Here is a 14,384-nt window from a genome sequence, read left to right as displayed (position 1 = left end):
GTCCGGCTCAGCCGCGGGGCGGTTCGGCCATGACGACCGGGTGGTCCTTGTGGATCACACCGACCTTCGCGGCGCCACCGGGCGAGCCGACTTCCTGGAAGAACTCGACGTTGGCCTTGTAGTAGTCGGCCCACTCGTCGGGCAGGTCGTCCTCGTAGTAGATGGCCTCGACCGGGCACACCGGCTCGCACGCACCGCAGTCGACGCACTCGTCGGGGTGGATGTACAGCGAGCGGTCGCCCTCGTAGATGCAGTCGACGGGGCATTCGTCGATGCAGGCACGGTCCTTGACGTCGACACAGGGCTGGGCGATCACGTAGGTCACGGTTCGGGTGCTCCCTTCGACGAGCGGGTTCGAGTCTACTCGCGGCCCGGGGCCGTCCGGGACCGCAGCCCCGACAGGTCCGGCCACGCGAGCACCAGGGCGGCGATGACGGCGGGGGCGAACGTCCACACGTACCCGGCCGCGTTCGCCAGCACGAGCGGCGAGCCCTGGCCACCGACGGAGACGAGCACCTGGGTGGCGACGAGGATGCCGATGCCGATCGCGGCGACCATCGCCCGCGACCGGTACAGCAGCCGGATGCCCACGGTCAGCCCGATCACGAGCAGCGTGGTGATCACCATGCCGATCGGGAACGCGGCGGCGCCGACGGTCTGCTGGTGCGTCACGGTGCCCAGTCCGCCGGTGACGAGCCCGAGCACGAGCGCGACGGCGACCGCGGCGACCTTTCCCTGGCCGGACATCTCGGCGTAGGTCTGCGGTGCCGGGGGCTGCGGGTCGGCGTCGTGCCGGAAGGCCTCGACGGCGGGGGCGTGCTCGCGGACGCCGTGCGGCATCACCCACGACAGCGCGGTCGGGTCGGCGGGGTCGACCGGGTCGACGGTGACCTGCGAGCGGTACTGCTCGACGGCGGCACGCACCTTCGCCCGCACCGGCAGGACGTCGACGGTGACGTCGGCGTCCCCGGAGTCCGGGGCGACGATCATCGAGAACGCCACTTCCTCTGCCCGGGCCGCGTACCGAGCAGCGTGGTGCACACGCACGTGGTCGGGGTGGCCGTACCCGCCGTCGTCGGCGTAGCTCACGACCGCGTCGGCACCGGTGGAGCGGATCGCGGCACGGACGTCGTCGACGACCTCGCCCAGGTCGGCGGCGGTCAGCGAGTCGACGGGGGCGTCGTCGGCGGCGGTCGCCCGCCCGTCCGGCCCCCACTGCATGCCGGAGTCGACGTACCGGCGTTCCGGCAGGTCGGTGGGCCGGGCACCGCGCCCGCCGAGCCACAGGTGCGCCGGGCCGCCGAGGGCCGCGAGCGCCGCGTCGATCTCGGTCTCGCGGTGCGCGGCGACGCGTTGTGCGTCGCCGGCCAGGGGTGCGAGCCGCTCGGTGAGCATCTCGCCGCGCTCACCGCGGGTCGCCGTCAACACGGTGACTTCGGCGCCGAGCTCGAGCAGGGTCGCGATCGTCCCACCGGACGACAGGGTCTCGTCGTCGGGGTGGGCGTGCACGAACAGGACGCGCTCGGGGCGCGTGACGGAGGCCTTCGACATCGCCCCCAAGGGTACGGGACTAGCGGGCCGTGACGATGTAGGTCGCGGTGACGCCGTCGTCGCCGTCCGAGAACGTGAGCACGACGCGGTACCCGTCGCTGCGGAACATCCCGAACGCACTCGACGAGTCGGCGCGCTTCGCCGACTCGGTGTAACCGGCGTCGGCGAGCTGCTGCGCGGCGGAGGCGAAGTCGTCGACCGACCCAGCGCGCACCTGCACGACCCACCCGGAGCCGTTCGGTCCCGCTCCCCCGCCGAGCACCGTGCCGTCGACGAGCGGCACGTCGGACGACGGGAACCCGTCGGGCACCTTGCCGTCAGAGGTGACGTTCGCACCCTTGAGCGCCGTGTCGAGCGCCCCGTCGATGCCGCCCGCGACCGAGGACATGCCGTCCTGGATCGCCTTGCCGTCGATGCCCGCGACGCCGTCCGCGACCGTCGAGGCCACCGAGGACCCGAGGTCCGTCGCCTGCTTCACGGAGTCGGACGAGCAGCCGGTGAGTCCGGCCAGGGCGATGCCGGCGGCGACGGCGGCGATCAGCGGGGTACGGAGGGAACGCATGCGCCGACGGTAACGGGTGAGCCGGGAGGCACGGCGCGAGTTGGCTGTGAACGTCCTGTCCCCGGGACGGTCACCCGCGCGGCGGGGCCGCCCCGCGCCTCCCGTCCACCCGTCAGGCGACGTAGGCGCGCGTCGCGGCGACCAAGGCGTCGACGCCCACCGGGATCGCGGTCTCGGCCTGCGGCGCGTAGAACGGCGAGTGGTTGCTCGGGATGTCCTCGCCGCGGCGGAACAGCTCCGGGTCGGTGATGCCCGTGAACCAGTACACGAGCGGGACGCCCGCCGCCGTCGCGAGCTGCCCGACGTCCTCCGACGCCATCGCCAGCCCGATCTCGAGCTCGCGCGCACCCGGCACGGCGGCGCTGACGGCCGCGAGCACCCGGGCAGCGGACGCCGCGTCGTTCACGGTCACCTCGGCACCGGGCGACCGCACGATCGTCGGCTCCGGCAGCCCGCCGGCGTCGCTCTCGGCACGGACGATCCGCTCGATCGACGCGATGATGCGCGCACGGGTGTCCTCGTTGCGGGCCCGCGTCGAGATCTCGATGACGGCCTGGTCGGGGATGATGTTGGCGCGGGTGCCGGCGTGGAAGCTGCCGACGGTGACCACACCGGCGTCGCTCGGCGAGACCTCGCGCGAGACCACGGTCTGCAGCCGCACGACGGCGGACGCGGCGGTGACGACCGGGTCGAGGGACGCCTGCGGCGCGGACCCGTGCGCCCCGCGACCGTTGAAGGTCACGGTGAGCCGGTCGCTCGAGGCCATCACCGGGCCGGAGCCGATCGCGACGATGCCGACCGGGGCCGGAGCCGAGTGCTGGCCGAGCACCACGTCGGGCTTCGGGAACCGGTCGACCAGGCCGTCCTCGATCATGGCGCGGGCGCCGGAGATGACCTCCTCCGCCGGCTGGAAGACGCCGACGACCGTGCCGCTCCACTGGTCCCGGGTGGCGACGAGGCGCTCGAGCGTGCCGAGCAGCCAGGTGACGTGGATGTCGTGGCCGCACGCGTGCATCGTCGGGACGTCGTTGCCGTCCTCGTCGGTGCCGCGGTGCTGGCTGGCGTAGGACAGCCCCGTGCGTTCCTGGACCGGCAGGCCGTCCATGTCGGCGCGGAGCCACACGACCGGGCCCTCGCCGTTCGACAGGACGCCGACGACACCGGTGCCGCCGACGCCGGTGGTCACCTCGATGCCACCGAGTTCGGCGAGCCGGTCGGCCACGATGCCCGCAGTGCGGTGCTCCTGGAAACCGAGCTCGGGGTGGGCGTGCAGGTCCTGGTACAGCGAGAGGAGGTCGAGGGTCACGGCATCCACCGTAACCCCCGACCTCCTCAGGTCGTGCTCTTGCTGACGCGATGCGTCGCTTGGTGCTTACGCGTCCTGACGCTTCAGGCGGGCGTACGAGCGCTGGCGGGCCTGCGCGTCGAGCTCGACCTTGCGGATGCGGACGACGGCCGGGGTGACCTCGACGCACTCGTCCTCGCGCGCGAACTCCAGGCACTCCTCGAGGGAGAGCTGGCGCGACGGCGTCATCGACTCGAAGGAGTCGGCGTTCGCCGAACGCATGTTCGTGAGCTTCTTCTCCTTCGTGATGTTGACGTCCATGTCGTCGGCGCGCGAGTTCTCGCCGATGACCATGCCCTCGTAGACCTCTTCGGTGGGGTTGACGAAGAACGTCATCCGCTCCTGCAGGTTCGTGATGGCGAACGGCGTGACGACACCCGAGCGGTCGGAGACGATCGAGCCGTTGATGCGGGTCTGGATCGGGCCGGCCCACTCGTCGTAGCCGTGCGAGATCGCGTTGGCGATGCCGGTGCCGCGGGTCTCGGTCAGGAACGACGTGCGGAAGCCGATCAGGCCGCGCGACGGGACGATGAACTCCATGCGCACCCAGCCGGTGCCGTGGTTCGTCATGTTCTCCATGCGGCCCTTGCGAGCGGCCATGAGCTGCGTGATCGCGCCGAGGTACTCCTCCGGCGTGTCGATCGTCATGTGCTCGTACGGCTCCTGCAGCTTGCCGTTCTCGTCACGCTTCGTGACGACCTGCGGCTTGCCGACGGTGAGCTCGAAGCCCTCGCGACGCATCTGCTCGACCAGGATGGCGAGCGCGAGCTCACCACGGCCCTGGACCTCCCACGCATCGGGGCGACCGATGTCGAGGACCTTGAGCGAGACGTTGCCGATGAGCTCGCGGTCGAGGCGCTCCTTGACCATGCGGGCGGTCAGCTTGTGCCCCTTGACCTTGCCCACGAGCGGGCTGGTGTTCGTGCCGATCGTCATCGAGATCGCCGGGTCGTCGACCGTGATGGTCGGCAGCGGGCGGACGTCCTCGGGGTCGGTCAGCGTCTCACCGATGGTGATCGTGTCGAAGCCGGCGACGGCGACGATGTCACCGGGGCCCGCCGACTCGGCCGGGTAGCGCTCGAGGGCCTTGGTGATGAGGAGCTCGGTGATGCGGGCGTTCACGACGGTGCCGTCGTGCTTGACCCACGCGACCGTCTGGCCCTTCTTCATCGTGCCGTGGAAGATGCGCAGCAGCGCGAGACGACCGAGGAACGGCGACGCGTCGAGGTTGGTGACGTGGGCCTGCAGCGGGTGCTGGTCGTCGTACTTCGGCGCGGGGACGTGCTGCAGGATCGCTTCGAACAGCGGCTCGAGGTCGTCGTTGTCGGGCAGCGAGCCGTCGGCCGGCTTGTTGCGCGACGCGGCACCGGCACGGCCCGAGGCGTAGACCACGGGGACGTCGAGGATCGCGTCGAGGTCGAGGTCGTCGACCTCGTCCGACAGGTCGGACGCCAGGCCGAGGAGCAGGTCCTGCGACTCGGAGACGACCTCGTCGATGCGGGAGTCGGGGCGGTCCGTCTTGTTGACGAGCAAGATCACCGGGAGCTTGGCGGCGAGCGCCTTGCGGAGCACGAAGCGCGTCTGGGGCAGCGGGCCCTCGGACGCGTCGACGAGCAGGACGACACCGTCGACCATGGAGAGGCCTCGCTCGACCTCACCACCGAAGTCGGCGTGACCCGGGGTGTCGATCACGTTGATGGTGATGGGGCCGTCCGCGCCGAACTCGGTCGCGTGCTTGCCGTTGTAGAGCACCGACGTGTTCTTCGCGAGGATCGTGATGCCCTTCTCGCGCTCGAGGTCGTTCGAGTCCATCATGCGGTCTTCGCCCTCGAAGTGGGCGTCGAACGAGTTGGTCTGCGTGAGCATCGCGTCGACGAGGGTGGTCTTGCCGTGGTCGACGTGTGCCACGATGGCGACGTTGCGCAGGTCGGACCGGGTGGCGAGCGCCATACAGGACATCCTTCAATTTCTGGGAGAGTGTCGGGCCAGTGATTTGTCGGCACCGCACCCGCGGGCAGAACGCCCGACACGCCAGTCTACCGGTAGTTCGCAACCGTCAGGAGTACAGCAGATGAGCCGACGGCGAACGTGGGTCGAGATCACCATCGTGCTGCTGCTCTCACTGGGTGCCAGCGCGCTGTACTCGATCCTCCAGATCATCGACGACCTGTCGCAGACGACCCCGCTCGGCGAGCAGTCCACGGCACTCAACACCTCGTCGACGACGGTGCAGTACGTCGACCTGGCCCGGCAGCTGCTCGGCATCGCAGTGGACCTGGCACCGGTCGCGCTCGTCTGTTTCCTGCTGTGGAGCACGTCCCGCCCGCACCTGTCCCGGCTCGGCATCGACCGGTTCCGGGTGAAGCCCGACCTGGGCGGTCCGGCGCTCATCGCGCTGTGCATCGGGATCCCGGGGCTCGCCCTGTACTTCGCCGGGCGTGCGCTCGGCATCACGGTGGACGTGGACCCCGCTGCCCTGAACTCGTACTGGTGGACGGTGCCGGTCCTGCTGCTGTCCGCGATCCGCTCCGGCCTGCAGGAGGAGGTCATCGTGATCGGGTACCTCTACGCCCGGCTCGGCGACCTGGGCTGGGGGCGGTGGCAGGTGATCCTGTCGACGGCACTGCTGCGCGGGAGCTACCACCTGTACCAGGGCTTCGGCGCGTTCGTCGGCAACGCCGTGATGGGCATCGTGTTCGGCTGGATCTACACGAAGTGGGGCCGCCTGATGCCCCTGATCATCACGCACTGCCTGCTCGACGCCGCGGTGTTCGTCGGGTACCCCTGGGTCGCGAGCGCGTTCCCCCGGTTGTTCTCGTAGCGTGAGCACATGAGCATCCCCGAGGTCGGCGAGTCCGCGCCGACGTTCACCCTGCCGGGAATGATCGTCCGCGACGGGGTCCGCACCGACGACGAGTACAACCTGTCGTCGGAGATCGGCCGGACCGTGGTGCTCGCCTTCTACCCCGGCGACGCGACGGCCGTCTGCACCGCGCAGCTCTGCAGCTACCAGGCGGAGCTCGACGAGTTCGACGACCTGGGTGCCGTGGTGTGGGGCATCAGCCCGCAGGCCCTCGACTCGCACGAGACGTTCGCGCGCGGTTCCTCGCTGACGTTCCCCCTGCTGAGCGACACGGCCGGCTCGGTGATCCGCGACTACGGCGTGCGCGCGCCGGGGATCGGACTCCGTCGGTCGGTGTTCGTGATCGGTCCCGACGGGGTCGTGCGGTGGCGGCACGTCGGCCTGGTCGGTCTGCGGTTCCCGACGGCCGAGACCATCCGAGAACAGATCGAACTGCTCGTCTCGTGACCGGATCCTGCGACTGACGCCGTTCCCGGCGTGGGGAATCCCGGAATCCGTCACCATGGGGTATTGACACCCGAACTGGGGGCGACGACCATTGTCGGCACGAGAGGTCCACGCAGGATCTGCCTCCCCGGGGAATCGGGTCGTCCGGAGATACGCGCTGGTGTGTCACACCCGCTCCCCGGGCGTCTCCGGGGAGGCATCTCGTAACCTCGTCCGGTGCACACCACCATCGTCGCCCCGGGTCTTCGCCGTCTCGCCATCGTCCTCTGGGTCGTCGCGGTGGCGCTCGTCCCCCTGGCACTGCTCGGTGGCAGCAACCCGTGGCTCGTCCCGGTCCCGAGCATCTGCATCGCGTTCGTGGCGTGGGCCGCCCTCTGGCGTCCGCGCATCGAGCTGACGCCCGAGCACCTGCGGATCGTGGATGTCCGCCGCACCAGCACCTACACGTGGTCGCGCGTCACCGAGGTGCGCACCAAGTACGGCATCGAGGTCGTCACGGGCGAGGGCGTCCGCCGCGTCTGGATCGCGACGCGCCCGACCGCGCGGCTCACCGCCCAGGTCCAGGGCCGACCGGGAGGCCCGGATCACCTCGACGTCGACGCTGCGGCCGCGCAGATGCTGGCCCTCGTGCCCGCCACGGCTCCGCAGGACGGCCCGCCGCCCGCGACCGTGACGGCGGCGCCGATCACCCACCGGGTGCACGGGTGGACGGTCCTGGCGTTCGTCGTGCTCGGGATCGCGGCGTCGCTCGCGGCGGCCCGGCTGTAGCGTCCCGGCGTCCACTCCCCCGCCGACGCAGAACGACACCCCCGACGTCGTGCGACGTCGAGGGTGTCGTTGCGGGTCGTGCGACCGCGGGACTACTTGGTGTAGCCCACGTCCTGCCACTTGACCGAGTACTGCTGGAACTGCGCGGGGCCGTAGTTCACGAGGTCCTTGCGGACACCCCAGGCGTACGGCTCGGCGAACAGCGGGATGGTGCCGGCGACGGCGACGATCTTCTTGTCGATCGCCTGCGCGTCCTTGATGCGGGCGTCGGCGTCGAGCTCGGCGTTCGCCTTGTCCCATGCCGCGCCGAGCGAGTCGTCCGTCACGCCGGTGTAGTTCTGGCCGGCGTCGGCGGGGTAGTAGATCGACTTGAGCGACGAGATCGGGAACGGCGTGCCCTGCCACGCGAAGTACGTGGCGTCGAAGTCACGGCCGTCGGTGGTGATGTACTTCGTGAAGAAGTCGTCCGAGGGCACGGTGTCGATCGTGACCTTGAAGCCGGCGAGCTTCGTCTGCTGCTGCACGAGCTGCGCGACGTTCGCCGAGTTCGGGTTGTCCGACGGGATCACGAAGCGGACGTCGAGTTCCTTGCCGCCCTTGGTCGCGTAGCCGTCCGAACCGACCTTCCAGCCGGCGTCCTCGAGCTTCGACTTCGCCTTGTCGGTGCTGTAGCCGTAGACCGACGAGACGTCGTCCTGGTAGCCCTCCTGACCGGGCAGGTACGTCAGGTTGTTGAGCACGTCACCCGGGCTCTTCACCGGCGACAGGATCGCCTGGGCGAGGACCTTGCGGTTGATGGCCTGGGCGAACGCCTGGCGCACGTCCTGGTCCTTGAAGACGTCCGAGGTGCCGTTCAGCGTGATCTGCCGCTGCGTGGTGCCGAGCGAGCGCTCGATCTTCGAGTCGGAGCGGGAGTTCGCCGTCTTGAGGTTGTCGGCGCTGCCGTTCAGGTTGAACGCGTCGAGTTCCTTGTTGCCGTACGCCTGCGCGACACCGTCACGCGAGACCGTCTTGAAGACGATGGTGTCGAGCTTGCCCTCGTCGCCCCACCACTTCGGGTTCTTCTCGAACGTGAGGACGCCGCCGTTGGCGTCGAAGGACTTCACGATGTACGGGCCACCGGAGACGTAGGTCTTGCCGTCAGCGGCGTACGGACCCTTGGCCCAGGCGGTGTTGAAGTGCTCGGGGGTGTCGACGGCCCAGTACGGGTAGATGGAGCCCAGGACGCTCGCCCAGTCGGCGTTCGTCTTCGAGAACGTCATGATGACGTCGCGCTCGTCCGAGCCCTGCTTGACCGAGTCGACGTCCTCCCACACGTTGGTGGCGAGGGGCGCGAAGGCCTTGTTCGTGCCGTTCAGCGCCTTCCAGTTCGCGATGACGTCCTTCGCGCTGATCGGGGTGCCGTCAGACCACACGGCCTTCGGGTTGATCTTGATCTCGACGGTCTGGGGTGAGTCCTTGGTCAGCTCGACCGAGGTCGCGAAGTCCTTGTTCACCTCCCACTCGCCGTTCTCCTTGAACTGGATGAAGCCCGGCAGGTACGCACCGGAGATCGTCTGGTCGTCGACGGTTCCGGAGTCGAGGTTGTTGATCTGGAAGTTCGCCGGAGCGGTGTCGATCGGCAGGGTGATCGACCCGCCGTCCTTGACGTCCGCGCGGTCCGCGACGGTCCAGCCGGTCGACTTCAGCGACGACTCGGCGACCGCGGAGCTGCTGTTGCCCGCCTGTCCACCGCCGGAGCAGCCGGCCAGCACGACGGCCGCAGCCGCAGCGGTGGCCAGCACGGCGATGCCCTTGATCCTCTTTCGCATGGCGAGGATTCCCTTTCGTTGTGGTTCGCGCAGTTCGCGCTGGAACGCGACGACCCCCGCCGCCACGCCTGTTGGTTGAGAACCCTAGTCACATCCGAAGGCTCCACAAGGGTTGATGTGGGGAATCGAAACATGCTCGTAACGAATGTTGCATAGCGTCACAACGGAAGTCCCACCCCTCCGTCGCGAGCGGCTAACCTGTCGCCACCGACAACGCCGTCCGGACGGACGGCCGCACCCCACGAGGTCCCAGTACATGCTTGCCTTCATCGCAAAGCGGATCGTCAACTACATCGTCCTGACGATCGTCGCGACGACCCTCGGTTACATCCTCGCCAGCAGCACGCTCAACCCGGCAGCCCGGTTCCTGGGCCGCAACCCGGCCGTGCCGCAGGGCACGATCGACGCGTCCCTGCGGAAGCTCGGTGCCGATCCGGACACCCCGCTCATCGTCCGGACGTGGACCTGGTGGTCGAACCTCGTGACGCACGGTTCGCTCGGCATGAGCACGCGCGGCACCGAGGTCACGGCCGACATCGTCGCCCGCTCCGGTACGAGCCTGCGCTTGCTGGTCATCGGCACCCTGCTCGGCGCGATCCTCGGGGTGCTGCTCGGCGTGTGGAACGCCGTCCGCCAGTACCGCACGTCGGACCAGGTCTCGACGTACCTGTCGTTCGCGGTGCTCGCCACCCCGACCTTCGTCATCGCGGTCGTCCTGATGATCCTCGCGACGGCGATGAACCAGGGGCTCGGCACCCAGGTGATCCGGTTCACGGGTGAGTACACGCCGGGGGTGAACGGGTTCTTCCCGGTGCTCGGCGACCGATTGATCCACCTGTTGTTACCCACGATCTCGCTGACCGTCGGCGCCGTCGCCACGTACTCGCGGTACCAGCGCTCCGCGATGCTCGACGTCCTGTCGAACGACTTCATCCGCACCGCGCGGTCGAAGGGTCGGACGCGTGGATCGGCCATCATGCGCCACGGCGTCCGCGTCGCCCTCATCCCGATGTCGACGTTCTTCGCGTACTCGTTCGGGCTGATCCTGACCGGCGCGAGCATCACCGAGCTGGTCTTCAGCTGGCACGGCATGGGCGAGTACTTCGTCCAGGGCATCACCAACAACGACATCAACGCGGCCTCGGGCACGATCCTCTTCACGGCGATCCTCGTGCTCATCGCAGGAACCCTCGCGGACCTGCTCTACGCCGCGCTCGACCCGCGAGTGAGGGTGTGACCCGTGTCTGTTCTCGACCCCACGACCACGACCACTGCCGGTGACCCCGGTGACGGCAACGCCGGCACCCCGGCGCACGTCATCGAGGTCAAGGGCGGCCGCACGCCGCTCTGGCGCAAGGTGTTCGGCACCTGGCGTGCCCGCATCGGTGGCGGCGCCCTGCTGCTCATCCTGCTGTGGGCCTTCGTCGGCCCGCACCTGTACCACTGGAACGCCGTCGACTCCGACGGTCTGGCGTTCGGCATGCCGCCGAGCGCCGCCCACTGGTTCGGCACGAACGACATCGGCCAGGACATCTACGCGCAGACGCTCGTCGGCCTGCAGAAGTCGCTGCTCATCGGCCTCATCGCCGGTCCGGCCGCCACGCTGATCGCCGGCATCGTCGGTGCGATCGCCGGCTACTTCGGCGGCACCGTGGACCGCGTGCTCGTGTGGGTCATCGACCTGCTGCTCGTGATCCCGTCGTTCTACGCGCTCGTGCTCCTCAGCCCGGTGTTCAAGAACCTGACGTGGGTGGCGCTCATCGTCGGCCTCGCGGTGTTCAGCTGGATGGTGATGGCCCGCGTCATCCGCGGCCAGACGATGTCCCTGCGCGAACGCGACTACGTCAAGGCCGCCCGCTTCATGGGCGTCCCGGCGTTCACGATCATCCGACGGCACATCCTGCCGAACGTGGCGTCCCTGCTCATCATCGACGCGACGCTCGGCGTCGGGGCCGCGATCCTGGCGGAGAGCTCGCTGAGCTTCTTCGGTTTCGGCATCCAGATCCCCGACGTCTCGCTCGGCACCCTGCTCGCCGCCGGCAGCCAGTCCGCCGTCACCCGCCCGTGGCTGTTCGTCCTGCCCGCCGCGACCCTCGTCGCGACCGTGCTCTCGACCAGCCTGCTCGGCGACGCCCTGCGCGACGCCATCGACCCCACCTCCGGAGCCAACCGTGACTGAGCCGCTGCTGACCGTGTCCGACCTGTCGGTCACGTTCAACCCGAAGACCAAGCCCGTCTACGCCGTCCGCGGGGTCGACTACACGGTGGCCCCCGGCGAGTTCCTCGGGATCGTCGGCGAGTCCGGCTCCGGCAAGTCGGTGTCCTCGATGGCCGTGATGGGTCTGCTCCCGTCGTCGGCCCACGTCGAGGGCAGCATCCGCTTCGACGGCCAGGAGCTCTTGGGCAAGAACGACCGCGAGATGTCCCGCCTGCGCGGCGGCGACATCGCGATGGTGTTCCAGGACCCGCTGTCCGCTCTGACGCCCGTGTACACGATCGGCCAGCAGATCATCGAGGGGCTGCGACTGCACGACCGCTCCCTCACCCAGCACGCCGCCCGCACCCGCGCCGAGGAACTCCTGCGCGTCGTCGGCATCCCGAACCCCGCTCGGCGGCTCGACGCGTTCCCGCACGAGTTCTCCGGCGGCATGCGGCAGCGCGCGATGATCGCCATCGCCATCGCGAACGACCCGAAGCTGATCATCGCCGACGAGCCGACCACCGCGCTCGACGTCACGATCCAGGCGCAGATCCTCGACGTGCTGCAGACGGCGAAGGACATGACCGGCGCGGCCGTGGTCCTCATCACGCACGACCTCGGTGTCGTGGCCGGCAACGCGGACCGCGTCGCCGTGATGTACGCGGGCCGCATCGTCGAGACGGCTCCGGTCGAGCCGCTCTTCCGCGAGCCCGTCATGCCGTACACGATCGGGCTCCTCCGCTCGATGCCGAACATGACCGCGGCCCGCACCGAACGACTCGTCCCGCTCGAGGGCCGCCCGCCCCTGCTCACGCAGAAGCCGACCGGCTGCCCGTTCGCCGACCGCTGCCCGGCGGTCATCGACGCCTGCCGCGACGGCGAGCCCGCGCTGGTCGAGCCGACCGTCCCGCAGAGCGGCGACAACCCGGTCCTGACCGGGACCGTCCCGACGATCGGCAACGGCACGCTGCTCGACGACCACACCGCCGCGTGCATCCGTCGCGACGAGATCGCGGCGGGCACCCTCGAGCGGTCGGAGATCTTCCCCCGCCCCGAGGACATCCCCGAGGCGGCGGTCGACCACGGCGACGACGTCGTGCTCGAGCTCACCGACGTCGTCAAGACGTTCCCGCTCACCAAGGGCGCGCTCTTCCGGCGGCAGATCGGCGAGGTGCACGCGGTCGACGGCATCTCCCTGACGCTGAAGCGCGGGCAGGTGCTCGGGTTGGTCGGTGAGTCCGGCTGCGGCAAGACCACCACGATCATGGAGATCCTCGAGCTCGCCGGCGCGCAGCAGGGCACCATCCGGGTGAACGGCGTCGACACCGCGTCGCTGTCGAAGAAGGACCGCCTGGCGATCCGCCGCGACATCCAGGTCGTGTTCCAGGACCCGATGGCGTCGATCGACCCCCGGCTCGACATCGGTTCGGTGATCGGTGAACCGCTGACGGTGCACGGGGTCGCGAAGGACGAGATCCGCCGCCGGGTCCGCGAGGTCCTCGAGCTCGTCGGGCTCGAGCCGAGCTACATCGACCGGTACCCGCACGAGTTCTCCGGTGGCCAGCGGCAGCGCATCGGCATCGCCCGGGCGCTCATCGTCGAACCGAAGATCCTCGTGCTCGACGAGCCCGTCTCGGCGCTCGACGTCTCGGTGCAGGCCGGCGTGATCAACCTGCTCGAGGACCTGAAGCACCGCCTCGGCCTGTCGTACCTGTTCGTCGCGCACGACCTGTCCGTCGTCCGGCACATCGCCGACGACGTCGCGGTCATGTACCTCGGCCGGATCGTCGAGTACGGCGACGGCGACAAGGTGTTCTCCGACCCGCAGCACCCGTACACGCGGGCCCTGCTGTCGGCCGTGCCGGTGCCGGACCCGTCCGCCGAGGCCGCCCGTGGTCGGATCCTGCTCGACGGGGACCTGCCCTCCCCCACCGAGCGCATCGACGGCTGCCGGTTCCGCACCCGCTGCCCGCTCTACCAGCTCCTCGACGAGGGTCGGCAGGAACAGTGCCGCACCGTCGACCCGCGCCTGCAGGACGTGCACGGCCGCGGCGTCGCGTGCATCCAGACCGACCAGGAGCACCTGCTCACCGAGCGGGTCGGCGCGGTCGTCTGACGACGCTGGTCACGTTCACCGCTCCACATGGTGAGCAGGAATGGTCGGGTCCCGTTGGCGGACCCGACCATTTCTGCTCACCAAGCGCGGCAGTGGACGTGAGCCGCAGACGGACGGGAGGCCCGGCACACGTCGTGCGCCGGGCCTCCCGTCCGTCTCGTGGTCGCGATCGCGAGCCGCGTCAGACTCCCAGCGACAGGCTCAGCAGCGAGACGGCGAGGAGCGCCAGCGCGACCGCGCCGACGATGACGGCGGGGCGGTCCCAGCCGCGCACGGCGTCGCCGTCACCGGCGACGGCGCGCTGCTCAGCCCAGCGGTCGAGCAGCACGGTCATCTCGTCCGGCTGGCGCAGCACGGCACGCTCGCCGCGCCGGGCCGGCTTCGGCCGGGGCAGCGACGGGCCGCCCCAGCACTGCACGCGTCGGCCGGCGACCGTCTCGATGACGATCTGCCAGCGGAGCTTGACGTCGGCGACCGCGTGCCACGGCACCACGGTGCGGCGGAGCGGGTTGACGACGGTGACGGCCGTGTCGTCGATGCGGATGCACGGGCGGTAGGTGAGCACCCACAGGACCCAGACGAGCACGGCGATCGGTCCGACGGCGTCGAGCACCACGATCCAGCTGCCGCGCACGGCCGCGTCGACCAGCAGGAAGAGGCCCAGGACGGCGACGAGGCCGGCCGCCACGGCGCCTCCGCGACCAGCGCGGAGGACGACGGG

13 protein-coding genes are annotated in these 14,384 nt (G+C 69.8%); 6 read left to right on the top strand and 7 right to left on the bottom strand.

Going from position 1 to position 14,384, the window contains the following annotated elements:
- Positions 1–7: 7 nt before the first annotated feature.
- From fdxA to typA, 5 genes are all read right to left on the bottom strand, one after another.
- Positions 8–325, bottom strand: a complete 318-nt coding sequence (gene fdxA, locus EDF23_RS10145) for a ferredoxin (RefSeq protein WP_069711637.1) — start codon at positions 323–325, stop codon at positions 8–10.
- Positions 326–360: 35 nt separating this feature from the next.
- Positions 361–1,551, bottom strand: coding sequence for a PIG-L family deacetylase (locus EDF23_RS10140; protein ID WP_131921585.1), 1,191 nt, complete (start codon positions 1,549–1,551; stop codon positions 361–363).
- 19 nt (positions 1,552–1,570) lie between these two features.
- Positions 1,571–2,113, bottom strand: a complete 543-nt coding sequence (locus EDF23_RS10135) for a hypothetical protein (protein ID WP_123673112.1) — start codon at positions 2,111–2,113, stop codon at positions 1,571–1,573.
- A 112-nt stretch (positions 2,114–2,225) separates the two neighbouring features.
- Entirely contained in the window at positions 2,226–3,419 is a 1,194-nt protein-coding gene (locus EDF23_RS10130) for an amidohydrolase (protein ID WP_165901092.1), read from the bottom strand.
- 66 nt (positions 3,420–3,485) lie between these two features.
- Entirely contained in the window at positions 3,486–5,408 is a 1,923-nt protein-coding gene (gene typA, locus EDF23_RS10125) for a translational GTPase TypA (protein WP_111084979.1), read from the bottom strand.
- Between the two features lie 121 nt (positions 5,409–5,529).
- Here typA and EDF23_RS10120 point away from each other — a divergent pair, with 121 nt between their 5' ends.
- From EDF23_RS10120 to EDF23_RS10110, 3 genes are all read left to right on the top strand, one after another.
- Positions 5,530–6,279, top strand: a complete 750-nt coding sequence (locus EDF23_RS10120) for a CPBP family intramembrane glutamic endopeptidase (RefSeq protein WP_131921583.1) — start codon at positions 5,530–5,532, stop codon at positions 6,277–6,279.
- Between the two features lie 9 nt (positions 6,280–6,288).
- On the top strand, positions 6,289–6,768 hold the full coding sequence (locus tag EDF23_RS10115) for a peroxiredoxin (RefSeq protein ID WP_131921582.1): 480 nt from the start codon (positions 6,289–6,291) through the stop codon (positions 6,766–6,768).
- 216 nt (positions 6,769–6,984) lie between these two features.
- Positions 6,985–7,536, top strand: coding sequence for a PH domain-containing protein (locus EDF23_RS10110; RefSeq protein WP_131921581.1), 552 nt, complete (start codon positions 6,985–6,987; stop codon positions 7,534–7,536).
- A gap of 92 nt (positions 7,537–7,628) precedes the next feature.
- Here the strand turns inward: EDF23_RS10110 and EDF23_RS10105 are convergent, their stop codons facing one another.
- Complete coding sequence (locus EDF23_RS10105; protein ID WP_123938964.1) at positions 7,629–9,347, bottom strand: ABC transporter family substrate-binding protein; 1,719 nt, start codon at positions 9,345–9,347, stop codon at positions 7,629–7,631.
- A gap of 256 nt (positions 9,348–9,603) precedes the next feature.
- On the opposite strand from EDF23_RS10105, the gene EDF23_RS10100 reads away from it, so the two are divergent.
- Genes EDF23_RS10100 through EDF23_RS10090 form a run of 3 tightly spaced genes read left to right on the top strand, consistent with a single transcriptional unit; the run spans position 9,604 to position 13,663 of the window.
- Complete coding sequence (locus EDF23_RS10100) at positions 9,604–10,584, top strand: ABC transporter permease (protein WP_123938965.1); 981 nt, start codon at positions 9,604–9,606, stop codon at positions 10,582–10,584.
- A 3-nt stretch (positions 10,585–10,587) separates the two neighbouring features.
- Positions 10,588–11,526, top strand: coding sequence for an ABC transporter permease (locus tag EDF23_RS10095; RefSeq protein WP_123340697.1), 939 nt, complete (start codon positions 10,588–10,590; stop codon positions 11,524–11,526).
- Complete coding sequence (locus EDF23_RS10090; RefSeq protein WP_123294114.1) at positions 11,519–13,663, top strand: dipeptide ABC transporter ATP-binding protein; 2,145 nt, start codon at positions 11,519–11,521, stop codon at positions 13,661–13,663. Before EDF23_RS10095 ends, EDF23_RS10090 begins: the two co-directional genes overlap by 8 nt.
- Positions 13,664–13,844: 181 nt before the next feature.
- Here EDF23_RS10090 and EDF23_RS10085 read toward each other — a convergent pair whose 3' ends face one another.
- Positions 13,845–14,351 carry a PH domain-containing protein gene (locus EDF23_RS10085; RefSeq protein WP_131921580.1) on the bottom strand — a complete coding sequence of 169 codons (507 nt, stop codon included), beginning with the start codon at positions 14,349–14,351 and terminating at the stop codon, positions 13,845–13,847.
- Positions 14,352–14,384: the final 33 nt, after the last annotated feature.

It is taken from the genome of Curtobacterium sp. PhB128 (assembly GCF_004340725.1).
Lineage (GTDB): Bacteria > Actinomycetota > Actinomycetes > Actinomycetales > Microbacteriaceae > Curtobacterium.
Note: the sequence above shows the minus strand (reverse complement) of the source record. Positions and strands in the feature narration are given on the sequence as shown.

Excerpts from the sequence above, each read along its gene's own strand:
- EDF23_RS10140 (WP_131921585.1), bottom strand. The coding sequence starts at position 1,551 with ATGTCGAAGGCCTCCGTCACGCGCCCCGAGCGCGTCCTGTTCGTGCAC.
- EDF23_RS10135 (WP_123673112.1), bottom strand. The coding sequence starts at position 2,113 with ATGCGTTCCCTCCGTACCCCGCTGATCGCCGCCGTCGCCGCCGGCATC.
- typA (WP_111084979.1), bottom strand. The coding sequence starts at position 5,408 with ATGGCGCTCGCCACCCGGTCCGACCTGCGCAACGTCGCCATCGTGGCA.
- EDF23_RS10120 (WP_131921583.1), top strand. The coding sequence starts at position 5,530 with ATGAGCCGACGGCGAACGTGGGTCGAGATCACCATCGTGCTGCTGCTC.
- EDF23_RS10115 (WP_131921582.1), top strand. The coding sequence starts at position 6,289 with ATGAGCATCCCCGAGGTCGGCGAGTCCGCGCCGACGTTCACCCTGCCG.
- EDF23_RS10105 (WP_123938964.1), bottom strand. The coding sequence starts at position 9,347 with ATGCGAAAGAGGATCAAGGGCATCGCCGTGCTGGCCACCGCTGCGGCT.
- EDF23_RS10100 (WP_123938965.1), top strand. The coding sequence starts at position 9,604 with ATGCTTGCCTTCATCGCAAAGCGGATCGTCAACTACATCGTCCTGACG.